This window comes from Nitrospiraceae bacterium, assembly GCA_020632595.1.
GTDB lineage: Bacteria > Nitrospirota > Nitrospiria > Nitrospirales > UBA8639 > Nitrospira_E.
The window spans coordinates 53,243-72,232 of record JACKFF010000008.1 but is presented as its reverse complement, the minus strand read 5'-3'; the positions used below and the strand labels follow the sequence as shown (position 1 = coordinate 72,232).

15 protein-coding genes are annotated in these 18,990 nt (G+C 46.2%); 1 reads left to right on the top strand and 14 read right to left on the bottom strand.

Annotated features, from left to right (window positions below; translation table 11 throughout):
- Positions 1 to 5: 5 nt before the first annotated feature.
- The 12 genes from H6750_14520 to H6750_14465 all read right to left on the bottom strand — a co-directional run bounded on the left by H6750_14520 (position 6) and on the right by H6750_14465 (position 12,862).
- Entirely contained in the window at positions 6 to 1,343 is a 1,338-nt protein-coding gene (locus H6750_14520; protein ID MCB9775522.1) for a hypothetical protein, read from the bottom strand.
- A 9-nt stretch (positions 1,344 to 1,352) separates the two neighbouring features.
- Entirely contained in the window at positions 1,353 to 1,811 is a 459-nt protein-coding gene (locus tag H6750_14515; GenBank protein ID MCB9775521.1) for a PDZ domain-containing protein, read from the bottom strand.
- An 11-nt stretch (positions 1,812 to 1,822) separates the two neighbouring features.
- A complete protein-coding gene (locus H6750_14510) occupies positions 1,823 to 2,701 on the bottom strand; it encodes a hypothetical protein (GenBank protein MCB9775520.1) in 879 nt (292 codons plus the stop codon).
- A 382-nt stretch (positions 2,702 to 3,083) separates the two neighbouring features.
- Positions 3,084 to 4,337: a hypothetical protein gene (locus H6750_14505; GenBank protein MCB9775519.1), complete on the bottom strand. Its 1,254-nt coding sequence runs from the start codon at positions 4,335 to 4,337 to the stop codon at positions 3,084 to 3,086.
- Positions 4,338 to 4,425: 88 nt separating this feature from the next.
- Entirely contained in the window at positions 4,426 to 4,752 is a 327-nt protein-coding gene (tatA, locus tag H6750_14500) for a twin-arginine translocase TatA/TatE family subunit (protein MCB9775518.1), read from the bottom strand.
- Between the two features lie 22 nt (positions 4,753 to 4,774).
- Positions 4,775 to 5,590: a tetratricopeptide repeat protein gene (locus H6750_14495; protein MCB9775517.1), complete on the bottom strand. Its 816-nt coding sequence runs from the start codon at positions 5,588 to 5,590 to the stop codon at positions 4,775 to 4,777.
- Positions 5,591 to 5,604: 14 nt separating this feature from the next.
- Positions 5,605 to 6,717: a hypothetical protein gene (locus tag H6750_14490; protein MCB9775516.1), complete on the bottom strand. Its 1,113-nt coding sequence runs from the start codon at positions 6,715 to 6,717 to the stop codon at positions 5,605 to 5,607.
- Positions 6,718 to 6,786: 69 nt separating this feature from the next.
- A complete protein-coding gene (locus H6750_14485; protein MCB9775515.1) occupies positions 6,787 to 8,559 on the bottom strand; it encodes a radical SAM protein in 1,773 nt (590 codons plus the stop codon).
- 250 nt (positions 8,560 to 8,809) lie between these two features.
- Positions 8,810 to 9,766, bottom strand: coding sequence for a nitrite oxidoreductase, gamma subunit (locus H6750_14480; GenBank protein MCB9775514.1), 957 nt, complete (start codon positions 9,764 to 9,766; stop codon positions 8,810 to 8,812).
- Positions 9,767 to 9,882: 116 nt separating this feature from the next.
- A complete protein-coding gene (locus H6750_14475) occupies positions 9,883 to 10,854 on the bottom strand; it encodes a molecular chaperone TorD family protein (protein ID MCB9775513.1) in 972 nt (323 codons plus the stop codon).
- Between the two features lie 331 nt (positions 10,855 to 11,185).
- On the bottom strand, positions 11,186 to 11,605 hold the full coding sequence (locus H6750_14470; protein MCB9775512.1) for a 4Fe-4S binding protein: 420 nt from the start codon (positions 11,603 to 11,605) through the stop codon (positions 11,186 to 11,188).
- 258 nt (positions 11,606 to 11,863) lie between these two features.
- Complete coding sequence (locus H6750_14465) at positions 11,864 to 12,862, bottom strand: hypothetical protein (protein ID MCB9775511.1); 999 nt, start codon at positions 12,860 to 12,862, stop codon at positions 11,864 to 11,866.
- A gap of 254 nt (positions 12,863 to 13,116) precedes the next feature.
- Here H6750_14465 and H6750_14460 point away from each other — a divergent pair, with 254 nt between their 5' ends.
- Positions 13,117 to 14,211: a WD40 repeat domain-containing protein gene (locus tag H6750_14460; GenBank protein MCB9775510.1), complete on the top strand. Its 1,095-nt coding sequence runs from the start codon at positions 13,117 to 13,119 to the stop codon at positions 14,209 to 14,211.
- A 69-nt stretch (positions 14,212 to 14,280) separates the two neighbouring features.
- Here H6750_14460 and H6750_14455 read toward each other — a convergent pair whose 3' ends face one another.
- Together H6750_14455 and H6750_14450 are read right to left on the bottom strand one after the other, a co-directional pair.
- On the bottom strand, positions 14,281 to 15,741 hold the full coding sequence (locus H6750_14455; GenBank protein ID MCB9775509.1) for a sigma-54-dependent Fis family transcriptional regulator: 1,461 nt from the start codon (positions 15,739 to 15,741) through the stop codon (positions 14,281 to 14,283).
- Entirely contained in the window at positions 15,738 to 18,872 is a 3,135-nt protein-coding gene (locus H6750_14450) for a PAS domain S-box protein (GenBank protein ID MCB9775508.1), read from the bottom strand. Before H6750_14450 ends, H6750_14455 begins: the two co-directional genes overlap by 4 nt.
- Positions 18,873 to 18,990 lie beyond the last annotated feature (118 nt).

Genomic DNA, 18,990 nt, shown 5'->3' with positions numbered 1-18,990 from the left:
GCTGCCTATAAATTCATGGTGCGAAACGTGAGGAGACGCGGGGAAGAATAATCATGAATAATGCGTTCTGCCGCTTCCCGCTCTTTATCGGTGGCCAGGCTTTCAAGGAACTTCGCGGTAAGGGCTTTCGAGGGCTCAGGAATGAGAGAATAACTGACTGAGGCTTCAATGAGGGAAGCTTCTGAGTCTTTGGGATATTTCAACGTAAATGGGATGTGTCTGGTTGTGCCACCATTGACAAATGGTCGGGGGATCGGACCACGAATCAGTTCTTCAAATGTTCGGCCAAACCGTTCCTCATATTGATCGATAACCTGTCCATCTGAATTTTTGAGAGTTATCGTGACATAAAATTGTTTTAACACCGGATCGCCACCCGGAAAAGTATGAGGCAAGGCACCGTTTCGCACCAGGACTTCACCCTCAACCTGCCCCTTGACCTTTTTAGCCTCAATATCCACTCTCGAAAACCATTCGGCCTGTAGATTTCTATTGCTCAGCATAATCCCCGGAATCACAATTCCTTGAAACCAATGCCGACCGATTGGCCGAGTGAGAGCTCCACGTTGAGAGGTTGAACTCCCCGTAGAGCGCTCCATATGACAGTCCTGACAAATAGTGCCTTTCAAAATTTCTCCTGGAATGTCAGGCCGAGTAACATCCCTTACCTTATCAAAATGGCAGGATGCACAATAATGAGCCCCTCGATAAATATCCACCTGCCCAGATGGATGCACAAGATTTTCCTCTGGTTCTGCGTAGGGTCCGTAAAGAGTCTCCCCAGATGTAATTTTAAAAGTGGGGTGCCCATTGGCATTTTCTTGAATGCCCGTAATCAGGTGGCAGGCACTACAACCAATGCCTTCTATTTTGACCCGTTTTCCTCCTTTCATCACTTGATCAATAATCCGATCAGTGTGCTGAGGAAACACGGTCACCGCTGGAGCGTGACAAGAAAGACAGCGAGTACGTTGCTCCTGATCCGGATCCGTTTGAAGCCACAGGCCTAAAACGGTTTTAAACACCGGAGAGGCCAAAGCCGTTCCATGAAGAAGAGCTCCATCAACCCGGCCAAATGTCTTTAAATCCATGGTTTGCTCACGCATCCCCTTCCACTCTTCATAATGCCGGTCATGGCATTGTTTGCATTGTTCAGAAGGGATAAAAACTTGCTCAATTTCATTAATCCAGGTTTCTTCTACTTCACCGACAGCCGTGCCTGACTGTTGCCCAAACCCGACGCCAGATAAGCAAAAAATCCCTAATATGATTGTTAAAATCCATCGGTTGTGCATGGGCATAATTTCCAATAAACGAATATTTTTGCTAAACAGATTCTTCATGCAAGTCATTTAGTCCTGAAGAATTCGTACAAAATGGAAATTAAGTCCACCTGTAACCCCTTGATTATCAGGATCCGCTGGTTCATAGGTAGCAACAGTAAAATTCTTTGTGGGGAGCGTCTGCTCCAAAGCTGTTCCCAAATCTACAAGGGTTTGAATTTCATATTTATCCACTTCCTTAATGATCGCTTTCACCTTTATGCCAGACAATTCAGCCGGAGACCCTCCTATGACGGCATACACTACAACTCCTTCAGCCTTGGTCAATCCAAGAATTTTCTTGACCTCCTCATCTACTTCCCCCACATCGATGCCAAATTTTTCGGCTAAAATCATGGCTTTTTCATTGGTCATATTCTCACTGGGCGATTGCCCAAGCGCTTCTCCTTGAAGAACCATCAATCCAAACCACAGGCACCAACATACTAAGAACCATTGCATTCCGCCTGTAGATTTCATCTTGTTCATTATTGGGTTCCTCATGACGGGCTATGCGTGGATTCAATCCCTCCTGCCCCACTTTGAGATGAGGACTGAACAGGATCAATAAGTAATTGCATCCAGGAGGCAACAGATTTTTGCCCATTCCGCTCCTTATTTTCTCCATTCCAAACGGCAAAGGCTATGGCTTGCATTCGTCCTGGAACCAGCATCGCTTCATTGTCCAGATCGTCTCCCACAGACGTCAGAGGCCGTTTCATGACCACTCGCCATAGGCCATTTTTCCACTCTGCTTGTCCTTGGATTCGTCCCTGCTGTTCTTTGCTAGTTAGGGTACTAAATCCTCCTCCCACGAGGTCCTCGACCGATGAGGGCCGACGCGGGATCACTTCAAACCGGCGAGGACCTGATTCCCCACGCTTAGATTCTTTGGCTCGCTCGGCACGCCGATCCACGTCGCTTTGCCAATCTGCTTTCCAATGCCAGATATTCACATAATGATCCAGTTGGCCCATGCAAAAAAAGGCCGGTGCATCTCCCAAAGGCAGGGCCACGGCAACCCCATCCCTGAAGACCCCAGGCGTCAACGATTCATTAATTGTTGCATCCTGCCATTCCAGCAAAAACGCGATGTCTTTTCCGTTATGAATTGATCGGATAGAGAGGGCTCTCGCACTGGGTTCCGGCCATACCGGTCTGGTAATGATTTGGCCACTGAGGGGAACAGGGAGGGGAGCTACGGTCTCCCACGCTGAATCGGAAGGATGAGAGGGCACATCCCCTTTTGAAAAATGGGCCAGGACAACCATGCCCTGGGAACTGACCAGGGGAACTTGATACCAAGTCAATCCGAATAAAACCACCACCGCAAAAACCCCAAACAAAATAAACCGTTTTTTTGCGTGAATTGTGTTCAATCCTCGATTTCCTTGGAATTTTTAAAGATTCAATGCCAATGATATTTCAAGAATGAGAAAAAATCAGTTCATTATTACAGAGACACTTGCGATTACATTCAATCTTATTCTCTAATTGAATGCATGTTTTTCGAATTAGAGACCTATACCATCTTGCAAGCTGAACGGCGCCAAAAACAAATCGGAAAGACGCTTTTAGGAATTTCGACCAAAAATGACCAACGAAAAATGACAGAGTCCCACCTACAGGGTATGAGGAGAGAAACGAAACAAATGATATAGATTAGATCTGATAAGTGGGGCAACAATTATTTGTCTCACTGGGGCAGGAGTGGCTGCACCGAATACAGCCAAACTCTACTGAAAAATCAGATTAGCCTCGTTATCGTAATTTCACCCGACGAATTTTATTTTCATTCCGTTCACAAATATACAAATATCCCTTTGAGTCCAAGGTCAAGCCAGCTGGAGTGTTCACAATCGCCTCAATGGCAATAAGGCCATCTCCATGTTTCAGCATCCCAGCGTCTTCTTTTGCCACAAAGCGCGCAGCACCGCACCCACCCATATTTTTGTCATCGTAGCCACTATCGCCATTCCCCGCGATGGTTGTAATGATACCGGTCTGGCAATCAACTTTTCGTACCCGGTGATTCATGGAATCGGATATATACACATTTCCATCTGAGTCCACCACAGCGCCCTCCGGGACATTAAGCATGGATTTCACCGCTAACTTTCCATCGCCGTCAAATCCATAGCGGCAGATCCCAGCAACGGTGGACATTATGCCCGTTTTCCGATCTAGTTTTCGAATGCGGTTTGTTCCCTTATCAGTGATATATAGGTCTCCATGTTTGTCCACATCGATATCGACCACGTCATACAACTTGCACTCCAAGGCCGACTTGCCATCGTCAAGATATAACGATAAATCTAGTCCATCTGAACAACGTGGACGCAGTAACCCCTCATCGTTACTAAAATCTATTCCAATCGCATCGCCAGAAAGAACAATTAGATTTTGTGCTGTCAGAGGGCTCACGCGCTCATCATCTTCTGCTGTCCAACACCCGGCGATGGTCGTAAGCATTCCTGTCTCAGGATTATAATGCCGAATGCGATGGGCTTGAGTGTCTGCAATGTAAAGATGATCCTGATCGTCGATCGCTATGGCTGCCGGATAAGTTAAATTGCACTCCAAGGCAGGCCCATCACCATTATATCCCCACTGCCCCGTCCCGACGATGGTTGTAATGATTCCAGTATCTGCGTCAATTTTTCGAATTCGATTGCTGCCTGAATCACAGACATATATATGATTGCGCGAATCACACAAGACATCCAATGGAAGGTAAAGCCCAGCTTCCCCACAAGGTCCGTAATCGCCGCTATAACATGTCTCGCCGGTCCCTGCAAAGTTATGCAGAAGGCCTGTTTCCATATCCACTCGCCTGATTCGGTCAGAACCAGATTCGGCAATGTAGAGAAACCGACCATCCCGATCAACCGTAATATGGTTTGGCAGTGGAATTCCAGATTTCACCGCTCGCTTTCCATCGCCCGTACTGCGAGATTTTCCATTGCCGGCAAAGGTTTCAATCACTCCGATTTCTAACGCGGTCTCAGTACTCATAAACAATTCACCCTTCAAGGTTCATTTCAAAAAATCCCGTCCAATCACCACGGAGAAGATTATGGCCCCTAACCATTATAGAAGAGAATTAGGCCTTAGATGACGCAGGGACCTGTTCCGGTTGAGCCGACTGGACTGCTGCCGGCGGCACTGGAGAACCCTTTTCTAACGGGGCGGTATGCATAGGCTGTGAAATTTGAGGTTGGGCATTACTACCCTGGTTGGCCGATGCTGAATTTTCCGCCTGTGCCTGAGGGTCTAGGTCGTACGCCTCTGCCTCTTGAACAGATTTCTTGAACCCTTTAATCGCCTTTCCAACCCCTTCCCCTAATTGGGGTAATTTTCCCGCCCCAAAAATGATCAGCACAATCATGAGGATGAGAATTAATTCTGTAAATCCTAAGCTTCCAAACATGGTACCTCTCCTTGTTGGGGTATCACTTTTTTACCGTTTCACGCGAACGCTTGTTAAACCGATCCTTGAGACGATTTCTGGCCTCTTCCGCCTGCTCAAACATCTTACACTTTTCATAGGTGTTAATCAGATTATAATAGGCCAATGGTTCATCCTGATTATTTTCAACGGCATCTTCCATAATCTTCACTGCCATATCAGGTTTCTTCAGATTTAGTGCAATTTCCATGAGCTTAAAGCTCGACTCCAAATGACTCGGATCAAACTGTAGGACTTTCATATAAGCCTGCATAGCCATGTCTAACGTGTTAAAGTCGGAGATATTGGGATCATCCAATTTCTCATAGACTCCAGCCAAATTATACCAAGCAATCGGATCTTCAGGGGAAATTTCGATTAGACGTTCGAAATACTCTTTGGCCTCCAGAAATTCATTTTTGTCATTATAGAGTCGGCCGACATTAAAGAGTGCAAGAACATCATAGGGGTTTAGTTCCAGGGCTCGTTTGAATTGAGCCGTGGCCTCATCCAACATCCCTTTCGTTCCATAAATCGTTCCAAGATTCGAGTAGTACATGGCCAGAGACCGATCCATTTCTATCCGAATGCCCTCTGCCATCTCAATGGATTTCTTTACCTCTGCCAGTGCTTCATCCATCCGTCCTTTATTGAAATACAGCTCACCCAGTCGACACCGCGCTTGAAAGTCGTCCGGTTCCTCGCTCAGTAACTTTTCAATCTCAGCAATTTCCTCATCAACCGTTAAGGGGCGATCTTCTGTGGTCGTTTCCCCCGACTGCGGATCCATTGTTTGGCTTCCAGCTCTTTGTTCTTCCATTTCAGGTATCCTAACTACTGTGTTTGCCCGTAAACGGGACGAATTGGTTGATAGACTACCCCATCTTGGGTTCTCTTACGAATTTTTCCTAAAGTTCCTTTTTTATCAATATTCAACAACATTAACCCAAGCACTACCATCAAGGTCAAATGTGACAATTGGAGCGCATAGCCTGCCATAAACATGAGACCTAGCCCATATCCTGCTAATCGACCAATCAAGACCAACTTAATCACGGTATACGCCCAGCAGGTAAATCCCAACACATAAAATGCAAAAGGAAGATAAAAGGTATAGCCCATTCCCATTTGAAAAATCCAGCCTATCCCCTCTCCAGCCTTCCTAACTTCTTTCGCCATTTCAGGATTCCATAAAGAAAGGAAAAAATCCATGAACAAGAGGACGACAAAAGCACTGCCCCCGCTAACAACCAAGGTTAATCCCCACCGGCGTTGTTGCTTGTTTTTGGTAATAATTGAAGTGGTTCCATAGGCCCAAAACACCAGGATGCTTGAAAGAACCATTAGTGCTTCCCCAAGCCTATTCCCTTCATGCACAAGCGGGGGAGCATCAAAAATATTGAGCCATCCATAAGTCGTTGACATTGTCTGATAATACAGCCATCCGCTTATACCTAGAAAAAAACTACCCACCATAAGGCGTTGACTCAAAACTCGGTGAGTAGCCCAATACTCCAAAACCAGAAAAACGATCAACCCAAATGCCAGAATATTATAAACAATGGTCCCGACCATGACCGGAGGAAAGAATAAATAACCCACAGTACAAGCTACCAATAAGGCCGCCAATGGAATAACAACCTTATCCCACTCTCCTACCCACAACTTTGTCCGTAATTTTTGAACTAGCAAAATACCCAAAATCAGAAAAACCAGAATGGCCGTCATATTCAACAGGACAAATCCTAATGAAGAGAGTGTGCGAAATCCGATCCTGACCGCTTCATATTTCTCAGCCAATTTGCCAAGATGCATACCCAACCGTGAAACCAGCCGATACAGCACCAATTCAAAAAATGCCGCGAATAACAAACTCTTGAGACCCCATTCAAAAAGAAGCCCCGGGCTGTCTATTCTTTCCTGGTTCTTTTCAGTAGTAGAAATCATTTTTTTGAACTTCAGATAGTGACGCACATGCGCAAAAAAATAGCTAGATTTTTATCCTGTATATCTTACCTACACCCTGGAAGGTTCTACCTCAAGCTCTTTGTTATGTCTGGCGATATATAACAACCCATCCGCCATAGAGTAATTAAAGGGTAATTCACACACAACTTCGCTAATCTTTTCATACACATATTGATATACTTTTTCAGCCTGCTCAGGAGTCATTCCCGATTTTACTTCATAAAAGAACCCTAAGCTCAAATCTTCAGAGGCTGGTCGCATAATTCTTTGAATCCCATATCCCGCTGGATCGCTCATAATAGGGGCTTCCTTTTCCAAATCAAACAAACACGGTTGACAGGAAAACCCATAGGAGGAATGTAGCTTCGTATTATTGACAATGAAATTCAATGTTTCTAACGATTCTTCTTCTGTTTCGGTCGGAAATCCAACGATCACATAGCAATGCACCGCAATTCCAAGATCAACACAATCGGAACAGATCCGATCAACATTTTCTTGTGTAATCCCCTTCACCATAAAATCCATCAACCGGGCATTATAGGTTTCCAGGCCAAAGACGATTTTCTGACAGCCTGCCTCCCGCATGGAGGTAAGTAACTCACGAGATAAATTCTTTTCAAATCGCAACTCGGCCGTCCATTGTAAACCCAATCCTCGATGATTGAGCTCCTTACACAATCGCTTGGTTGGCGAGAGGGCCAGACATTCATCCGTAAAGAAAAAGTACGGTGTTTCATATTTATGGGACAGCGCTTCCAATTCATCCACAACTTTTATCGGGTCCTTTTGCCGGAAATTTTGATGATCCAAAGTCAGGGCACAAAAGGCACAGTCTTTGTAATAGCAACCTCGAGAAAATTGAACAGGCAGCACCGTATGAGGGGCTAAATAGTCATTCAAGGGAAACCCGTCATAATTTGGGGCTGGGTGGTCGGCAAGGTTTTCAGAGTAGAAGGGTTGATTTACTATTATTTTTCCATCTTGCCGCCAAATAAGATTCGGCACTTTCGTGAAATCCTTTTTCCCGTCTAGCTGATGTATCAATTCCAAAAGGGCGGTCTCACCTTCAAACACAATAAAATCATCAGTCAATTGAAATAACCGATCACACCGTCTGAGATTATCTACCAGCCTGGTAAAAATACTACCCCCGACAGTTACATGAACCTCAGGATGAATTTCCTTAATTAATTTGCACAGAGTTAAACCCGGGATAATCTGTGAGGTTGCCGTAATAGAGACTCCAACAAAGTTTGGAATATCTTGCCCAAAATCAGGAAGGAAAAATTTTCGATAAAGCTCAAGATATGGATTTTGGTTTTCATCGTGTATAGCTTGAAGAATTTCTCGTGATGAATAGATTGAATATGAAAATTGGTTGTCTACCACCGTTATCCTGGTCGGAAAATACAGAGAAGATACGACTTCCAGCCACCGATCAATTAAAAAAAGACATTCTCGGTAACGCTCAATGTCATAAAACTCTTCTCCACGCAAAGAGGCTTTAACGGGTTCGATTTCATCTATGAGATAAGGAAACCGGTCAAGTGATTCAACAACACGAGCATAATGCTCCTTACTCCCGTAACCGGTATCTCCAGAAACCGATACTTCCAGTTTTTTCACCAAATCAACTAACCGTGGATAAATATCTAAACCAAAGCCTTTAGTTAACACCCTATCAAGCAACTCAATATTTAAATCTCGTTGCTGATGAACTGGAACACCAGATTTTTCAAGAAAGGCTGAAAGACAGGGAACACTCAAATAAGGCTGAGAGGGATGCCAACTAGGAGGGAATAAAAGTGAAATTTTCACAATGCGGCTCCCAGGTAATGGGGATAATAAGGAGAAAAAAAGATTACTATCTTAAATTTATACACGTCCCATTCTCTTTAATGCAACAATTAGCCTTTTCTTGCCTTATCGCATACACATTTATTCGAAAAAATGTGGTTATAAAAAAACCTCCGGCAACTTTCCCCATTACTGGAGTCCATTACCGGAGGTCTTCAGGCTTAGCTATCGTCCTATATGATCAAGGACCTGATGAAAAAAAAGGATGAACTTAGTTTGGCATTTGAGCCGTAAACCAAGTCGAAATCCCTTTCATCCCGTTACGTTCTACGTTTGAGCCGTCCCATACCGCAAAAGCTACTGGGAAGCTGGCCCCTGCCGCGAACTGAACATCATTGGGGTCTTGAGTCTTGAGACTCCTCTTCATTACCACCCTCCAGGTAGGACCGCTGCAGCATCCACCTTTCAGTGACCCATATGGTTCCCATAATCCATTACCAACCACGTCTTGGGACGCTTGGGTAGTCAAGGTACTAAAACCGTTAGCATTCAAGTCTTCGACAGATCCTAACCTCAGGTTGGGGTCGGACATGATGTTGCCAGACCAAATACCAGGGTTAAATGGCCCTAAACTCCGACCAATTCGGTCAGGATAGGTCACACCACCAGCTGGCTCTTCATAGTAGTAATCCCATGCTATGGAGGGATATTGGTTGTCCACATCCCACATACCGGCCACGCCAGCTCCAAGATCTTTTTGCCATTCCGCATTCCAACGCCATATGTTGACCGTCCCACCAGACTGTCCCATACATTGGAATGGAGGTGCGCCTGCAGATTGCACAGGGAATTGAACCGCCACTTGATCTCTGAAATCCTGAGGACCAATAGTGGTGTTATTTAATGTTTGGTCACCCCAGTTGGCCCAAACGCCGATTTCCTCGCCATTTGTTGCCATCTTGATCATCACAGTTTTCACTGAAATGTTCGGGTGCATTGGGGTAGTTATCGTCTGCCCACTTAATGGGGCAACGATACCGGGCACGGATTCCCATACAGGATTCGCCGCATCCATAGGAATTGGGCCAGTAATTTTGCCAACCGGAATCGTCACCGGCTGCGAGACGGCCAGCGGAATCTGCCCAATGGTCAAACCTACACACACCACCAGGACAGACAGAAGAACGCCAAACACCAGTCGTTTGTTACGCGTCTGCACCAATCTCATAATGACGCATCCTCCTTTGATAAAAGATTAAAACCGAAAAGGCTGCTAACTACCTGTCTCCTCAAACCTGTCGCCACTAAAACTAATTTTCAAAAATGACTTAACCCAATCCTTCACTATGCATTTCCTGATTGGCCAGATGTTCCACTTTCCTTATCCAAAAATGCATCAGCCCCAACTTCACTCATCAGGAGGCTTAGCTCATTTCCTTGATCTTGAGCACCACATTCAAAGCTTTGGCCTTCAGGGTTATTGTATGAGGCAGGGCGATAATCTGTTTCTGAATAAGGTTGAGGCGTTACCCCTAAAAATGCAACATCGAAAGCAATCCAATGAGAGGTAAAATCAGCCAAAATCTTATAAAATCCGTAATCGGCCTTTCTATTTAACATTCCTGAAAATAAAGGAACCCATCGACCAATATGCTCTTTAACAAATTTTTTCTCAGCTTCAATGACGGTTTTTAGTTTTTCTGCTCCATCATGAAGAATCGCATATGATTCTTTATATGCCAGATAATGCATAAATTCCAACTCTACACTCAAATGATCCAGGCGTTCATGAATATCCGGAGAAAGCTGAAGGCCAAATGCACTATAAAAACCGGCAATGTCTCCCATCACATATGACTGGCCGAAAACATGGTCATTTCCAAATAATGTCTCGTATGGCGGACAATCTAACGCGATGACATTGCTAAACACTCGACGATGCTCATCTCGTAAGTCTTGGAGGCTCCAGTTTTCGCCTTCTGATGAAATCCAAGCTTCAATCGCATCAAAATTGCCCACCAGTGCATCAAGACGCTCTTGTGCTTCATCGCCCCCTATATTTTGTAATTCTTTTTTCAGCCCTTCTAATGCCGATTTTCCATCCTCGACAAATTCCCCACTTTGAAGGTAATCGAGAAACTCCTCATCTTCCGGGTAAAGATATCCCCAGGATACCAACAAGTAAAGCTTACTGCGACAAAGTGCCCGATCAACAGCTGGCGCATCTTTTGGAGAAATTTTGACGGCCTTTTCATTTCCAGAAACTGGCATTCCGCTTTTCCCTGCTTTTTTCCCCTCTTTAACGCCTGATGTCATATTTCACCTAACTTTTAAAATTTTTACATTTCTTAAGCATTTGCTTCAATTAGGATCATTGTCAGGGCCATTAAGGATTCATGAAAAAGGGATCAGATAATAGGACAACAGCCCTATGAAGTCAAGACTTCAATATCCCTCATAGCCCCACGTTTTCCAGAATTTTCCTGCAACTTGAATCCCCTAAATTTACCTTAGAATCCACACAGAAAAATCCCATTTTATGCCTCCGTCCACTTTCCATACCTCCCCGCAAAAGGTCCATATTCATACTTTTCCCCCAGATCACTTAAGCTTTCAACATCACTAAGCGAAAAATACCTCACGTTCCTCATCTAGAAACAATCCGAATTGCGCTACGGTCATTTACTGTTCCACAAATATATTGGCATATACCACAACCCACGCAAACCGAATCATCTACACGAATGTGATATGAGGCAAAATCCATCGAGAGTGCCTCCGTGGGACATTTAGAAACACACGCATTGCAGCCAGCTCCCGCCGTACACATTTTTGACAAAACTTTCGCCACTCCCATATTTACCTGAAAACGATCCGCAACAGGCAACAGAGCCTCCGTAGTACAGGCCCCAATACAAGGAAGATCCTCACATAATTCGCATGGGGTTTCCCCTGGATAGATAACGGGAGTATCGTTGCTCAATAACATCTGAATTGCATCGTGAGGACAAACCTCGACACAATCAGCGCATCCAGTGCAGCGCTCCAAAAACAACTCCTCATCCACAGCACCTGGGGGACGGAGCCACCCCGTTTTCTCAGGAACAGGCTGCTCCTTTTTTATTGGTGAAGGAGCATCGCGATGTTTTACGAATTCATGAACTGTGGCACCTATGGAAATTGCCGACTGTCGAAGAAACATTCTTCGACCTAATGTCGGATTGGACGAAGGCTGGTTTGGCAGATGGGAGTCCGACATTACGACACTTTCAACAGGCTAAAACCAATGAAACTAATGGGACACGAGATAAGGTCGTGTGCAAATTTATACCACTCCTGAGGCCCGCAGCTTGTACACCTCCACGCATCTGTCACAGGCTCCATATTCCACATCCCATCCTGGGTGATTTTCGCGAATATAATCTAAGACAAAACCTTCAAGCGTCTCATCCATATTTTCCACCCAAGTATAAGTTGGGAATCGACAAAGAGGACACGGAAACCCTGGGAGAAGCATGGGTTTGGTTGGCACATCAGGCACCTCACTGTCCTCAACCTCAATCGCTCTCTCAATCACTCGTATCGTATCCGAAGCCATTTCCACTAATTCGGCATGAGTAAGATAATCCGTCTGCCAGACTCCTTCAAACACAGACTCCACCTGGCCTGGAGGAATTTTTCGATACCAAGAACGGAACTCTCGAAACCGATATTCCTTGGAAAACATCGGTTCTTTGCCTGTTCGGGCAATCCGGCTATCGACATGAAGGTTCCACAGCACACGGTAACGATTTAAAATCAAATGTTCTTCCCCGGGGTTCAACCCCACTTTTGTGTCAGGATCGTAACCAAAAGCCTCATCTAACATGTCAGAGATATGCGTTAACTCATGTCGCAGGTAACGGGTAATGGCTGGATCATAAAATCGCCGAGGGATCAATTTAATCCCCACCCCTTTTTTCCCGGCCTCTTCAAATTGACGAGCGAGTTTTTCTTCGACCACCCCCCACTTCCGAAGAACATCCACCCCTTCCTGATCTTCTTTCAATACCCCCCGCACCAACACAATCCCGGTTTTATCTCGCAAAACCGGGAAGTCATCAAAAGCGTCACGAAGAATATCGGCAAACCCCCATTTAGCAAATAAGTGTTGATAGAGGCGCTTGAACTCCGGATCGCGGTCATCGAGAGAAAACTTCTCGTAAATGGGATCGGCAAACTCATGAAATTCATTAAAATAAGTCGGGTCCCCTTCACGCTCAGTTTTTTCAGCGAACGAATCAATCACCTCCTGAAGGAGGGCGGGTTGAAAACGAATTTCCATGAGCAAACCTCCGTTTACCGCAAGATCACCACCAGACGAGTTTTGTTGCTGGGAAGATGATCACCGTAATAAATAAATTCACAATAATTTGGGAGGTAGCTACCTTGACTCCCTCGAAAAGCGCCGTTTAGTATCATAACCAATTGAATTATAGGAATGCGTTTTCCCTTTTGGCAAGAGAATCCCATTCATCATTCCTGATTCCCTTTAGCCGATCCCTTGGATGTCAATCTGTTTTCGAAGCGAGGAATTTCATGACCCAGCCAACAAGCCCAGACACACTCAGTTCTAACCCCGGGTTCATCAAGAATCCTGGTTCGCAACCTCCGACACTCATCGATTCACTGGCCTATTGGAAAGGCGGTGCCAGGGAACTGAAATCATTCCGTGGCCACACACAGGAGATTTGGGCTGTCGCCTTTTCTCCGGATGGGCTGACATTAGCAAGCGGAGGGAATGATCGTTTTATCCGGATTTGGGATATTGAGACCGGCCGCATTCTTCGTTCCCTACGAGGGCACACACATGTCGTGCGAGAAGTCAAGTATAGCCCTGACGGCCAAATAATCGCTTCTGCAAGTGAGGACCGGACCATTCGACTGTGGAATCCTCAAACCGGAGAATCTCTTCGGTTACTCTTTACCCGTTACGACCATGCCGTATGCAGTATTTCCTTCTCCCCAGACGGGCTCATGCTCGCCAGGGCCGGACAGAATAAAGACATCAAAATTTGGGAGGTGACCACAGGCACCGAACTCATGACGCTGCTTGGTAAGGATCAATACGACCATAATTGGAGTGTCTGCACAGCATTTTCACCTGACGGCATTCACCTGGTGGCTGGCACCGATATAGGAAAAATTAAGCTCTATGAGGTTTTGCCAAGCGGGGAAGAAAAAATCGTACACAATGGCCATTGGAGAGATGAGGCCGATGACGAAGAGACCGAAAATCGTGGTTTCTACGTAGACGACCAAGGCGGATTTCAAAAACCCATGGAATATTGGATTGGGGCCCTCACCTTTACTCCTGACGGGAGAACCATGATCTCAGGAAGTCGCGACTGTACAATTAAATTCTGGGATATGCCCACGATGGAAGAACGCCGCACACTGAAAGGTCACTCTGAATGGGTGAGAAATCTTATTGTGACCCAGGATGGCCAGGTACTTATCAGCGCCAGCGATGACGGGACCGTCAAAATGTGGGACATCCAAACCGGCCGTCAATTTCGAACGATTCGGTCGCACAAAGGACCTGTCAGGGGAATCGCCTTGTCTTCTGATGGGAAATACCTCGCCACAGCCGGAAATGACCGAATCATAACCCTCTGGGATGGTGGAGAATAATCCCGTCTCGGAAACCCTAAGCTTCAGTTAATCAGGGCAGCTTACCTTTTCTAATATAGAGCTGACCTTTCAACCGCCATCCTCATCACCCTTCTCAGGGTCCGGTGAGTCGTATGCCCGCACAATTCCATACCGTTTACATTTTTCCCAAAGGCCTTTTCTCGATAATCCTAAAACCTTCGAAGCCGTCATCCGACTCCACCCTGTGCGATTGAGTATTTCAAGAATATGCTCCCGTTCAAAATGCTCCCGCGCTTCGGCCAATGTTTCCATCGCCCCATTTTTCACGCCTCTCCTGCCTTCCTGATTCCCGCAAAACCCACATCCTTTTTGCGGTTCTCCTCCCGCATATGGACAACGACTCTGTCCACAGAGATCCCAAACCTGGATTTCTTGACTGTGTTGTGCCAAAGCTAAAGCCCGCTCAATAGTATTTTCCAATTCGCGGACATTCCCTGGAAAGGAATACTGCAATAACACCTCGCGAGCTTGCCGTGATAAGGCCTTGGGTTCTTGGTGATTTCGACCTGACATCGTCTCCAAAAAATGCTGGGCGATCATGAAAATATCTTCTCGACGTTCTCGGAGAGGAGGAAGCTGAACCGGCACCACATTCAATCGATAATAGAGATCTTCCCGGAATCGTCCTTGTTCAACTTCTTTCCGCAAATCCTTCTGCGTTGCACACACTAAACGCACATCCACTTCAATCGTATCATTTCCCCCGACGCGTTCAAATTGCCGTTCCTGCAGAACACGGAGCAATTTGATCTGGACCAACGGGGAAATTTCGCCGATCTCATCCAAAAAAAGGGTTCCCTGATGAGCAAGTTCGAATCGACCCTGCCGTTGCCGGAGGGCCCCTGTAAACGCTCCCTTTTCATGCCCGAACAGTTCAGCTTCCAACAGCGTTTCCGGTAGCGCGGCACAGCTCACTTTGACCAAGGCATGATTTCGGCGAGCGCTATTGGTATGGATGGCATTGGCAATCAACTCCTTTCCCGTTCCACTTTCCCCTACCACTAAAACCGTCGCGTCAGTGGCCGAGACTAACTTGACTTTCTCCAGCACTTGTCGCATCCGCTCATTTTTTCCCACAATCCCTTGGAAACTAAATTTCTTTTCCAATGCATCCCGTAACACCCGATTCTCTTCGCGAAGAGCTACCACTGCACAGACCCGCTGCACACTCAACAACAATTCATCCATAGAAAAGGGTTTCGTAATATAGTCGTAGGCACCGCTTTTCATCGCATCGACAGCCGTGTCAACGGAACCATGTGCCGTAATAACTATTACTTCCGTGCCAGGGCACTGCTCCCGGCACTGCTTCACGATATGCAGTCCATCCACACCGGGCAATCGCAAATCAGTAATGACCAAATTAAACCGTGAAGTTCGCAACCGCTCGAGCCCCTCCAACCCGGAACTGGCTTCCTGTACAACATAGCCGATAGCTTTCAGCGCATCGACCATAGAGACTCGCATCAAGGGCTCATCATCAATTATCAAAACGGAACCGTGAGTCATGTGCCTACCCTTACAGGAGTGCCCACACGAGATCGAACCAATGGCAACCGAATGGTGAAACGAGTGCCTTTTCCCTCTTCACTATCAACCAACATTTCACCTGCGTGCCGCTGCACAATTCCCAAACTCACCGACAATCCCAACCCGGTCCCCTCTCCAGTCCCTTTCGTCGTAAAAAAGGGATCAAAAATATGAGGTCGAATCTCTTGAGGTATTCCGCACCCAGTATCCTCCACTTCAATCTCATATCCTTCTTCCTGCTTTCGAGTACGCAATGTTACCTGGCCACCCTCTTTGAGTGCCTGCACCGCATTCAGGACTAAGTTCATAATCACCTGCTCAATCATATGCGCATCGACCATCACCATTGGCAGCGTCTCATCATAGACCTTTTTCAGAGTGGCATGTTTGACCAGAAATACATGCTCGGTCAATACCAGGACTCGGTCTAAAATTTGATGAAGATCCGTCATGGCTAATTCCGGTTCGCGTTGCTGGGAAAAATCCAGGAGCTGCCGAACAATGCGTTGAACGCGTCGCAATCCATCCTCCATAAAATGCAAATACTCCTGAGACCGCTCAGGCGTCAACGTTCCCTTTCGAATATTATATAAACAATTCAAAATTCCACCTAACGGATTATTGATTTCATGTGCAACCCCGGCGGCCAGCTTACCAATGGAGGCTAACCGCTCAGAATTCTGCACCTGGCGTTCCAAATGCTTCCGTTCCGTAATATCCCTGGCAATACCCAATACTCCGGTGTAACCGCCTTCATCATTGAGAAGCGGGGCCACACTCACCAGAACCGACCGCAACTCTCCCTCTCGACTGACCACCTCCACTTCGTAGACTTGCTTTGTCCCAAGATCCAATGTTTCCTTCAAATAACGGCCACGATACCGCTTGGAGAGTAACGAAAGATACGGTTTACCAATCAAGTCTTCCTTTCGATATCCCCATGCATCAACTTTCCCATTGACATAAGTAAACCGTAAATCAACGTCCAATGTATAAATCACGTCATTTGCATTTTCCAGCAAACTTTCAATGTACAGCTTGGCTTGTTCAATTTCACGTGTACGCTCAGAGACTTTCTCTTCCAGGACTTCATTGTATCGTTGCAGTTCAGCTTCAAGCTTTTTATGCTCGGTAATATCTCGCAACTGCACCATGATTGAGGCGCTTCCACCCATATCGATGCGAACCAGGTCCATCTCCATGGACTTCATGATGCCTTGCCGGTCATAGACATCAATCTCTGTCGTGGGCACCTTTGACTCTTCCCCACTGACTCGTTCCAACAAATTCTGACTGATCATCTGGAATGCCGGAGGAACAAGCTTCACAAAGTACGCGCCTTCCAAATCAGAAGGGACATACCCCAGAATTTCCCGTTCACGCGCATTGACATCCAAGATACGGCCTTCCGAATCAACCACAAAGATTGAATCGGCAGCCAAATTAAATAACGCCTTATAGCCAGCCTCTGAGTCAGAAAGTTGTTGGGTTCTTTCGGCCACAAGCCCTTCCAATTGGGTAGTGTATCGCTCAACTTCACGTTCCAGAGCCTTGCGGGCAGTGATATCCCTCACAAATCCTCTCGAATACACCACCAAATGGGTCCCCGGATCCATCAACGTTGTTGAATGAATTTCCACATCCATCACTTCACGTGATTTCGTACGAAAAACAGTTTCTATGGAGCGCGCCCCACCTAAGGCCAGCCCTTGGACATAGGCCCGCACCCCCTCTTGTTGTTCCACCGGGACAATATCCCAGAGCGACATCTCAAGCATGTCGACGAGCGAATATCCCAACTTTTGCAACTCAGTCGTATTCACATGGACGAACCGCCCTGCGGGATCTAATTGATGAATCATTTCTGGAGCATTTTCAATGAGATCACGATATTTCTGCTCCAATCGCCCGATTTCATCCACTTTCTGATTCAACTCAGAGAACGAATGTTGAAGATTGTCCGCCATGGCATTGAATGTATCAGCCAAGCGTTCGATTTCATCACCGGTACGTATCGCAATTTTTTCCGAAAGATTCCCACCCCCAAATTGCTCAACTCCCTGCGATAAGGCTTGAATGGGTTTCACGATCCGGCCAGCAACCACGACTCCCGCCCCCCACAAGATGACAAAAACAGAGATGCCATAGAAGATGACCTTACTTAATAATTGATCCAGTGGAGCATACGTCTCGGCAGAATCTTGGCTGGTCAACATATGCCAGGACTTCCCTCCAAAACTTTCCGGAGCGAGTGGCATTCCCAAGTGAAGAGGAGCATAACCAACAATGGCATTCGGCATACCATGTGAATCCGGATCGGCAACCAACCACCCAACTCCACCTTGTTGAAATGCACTGACCACATTAGGCGGCATCACGTGCTCTTCCAAAGAAAACGCGGGACAAAGAATCGGCATTCCATCGGATGCCGTTAACATGGCATGACCTGTTTTCCCGGCGGCTACTTCAGAAATTGATCGAAATAACGAGTCCCTCCTCAGAAGAATACTGATGGCTCCCACTACGTACTCTCGATGATCATCCCAAATCGGGACACCAACATTCAGGACATGAGTCCCAAACCCTGGATCAAATGACAAATCGCTCACAAACGCCTGGGCATCATGATGTTGAACCACGGCCTCCCACCAGAGACTGTTTCCATGGAAAAAATTGACTTGTGGAAAAGAGCTCAACACCAATGCCCCCTGCGTATCAACTACAACAATCGCGAGGTAATCCGATTTTCGAATCGCGTGCCATTGAATTAGGTAGTCTGTCGCATATTTGTTCAGAAAAACCGGGAACTCATCCTTATTGGATTGGGCCCGCCAACTTTCCTGCCACTGTTGAATTAGGGCTTGAATTTCATCTGGATTTTTATCAGCATAACTCCGGTTGGAATTCATGATGGCACTTCGAATAAAGGGTATCGTGGCCAGCTGTTGCGCTTCGTTAATTCCACGAACAATCTGTGTCTCCACTTTACGGGCCACTTCCACCGCAATCCCCTTCATGGTGATACCAGCGGCTTCCCTTAGAGCACGTTTTTCTTCAAAATATGTGAGGAGGAGGGAAAGAATAAGGGGCAGAAGACCAACCAGCACCATCGCCAGAATCGTCTTGCCCTTTAGTTGGAGGGGAAACCCAAAGCGTTTCACTTTGGTAACATCGCAATGTCCATAAAAAATGTCTAACTCCTATGATTTTCTACATTTTGGTACTCCT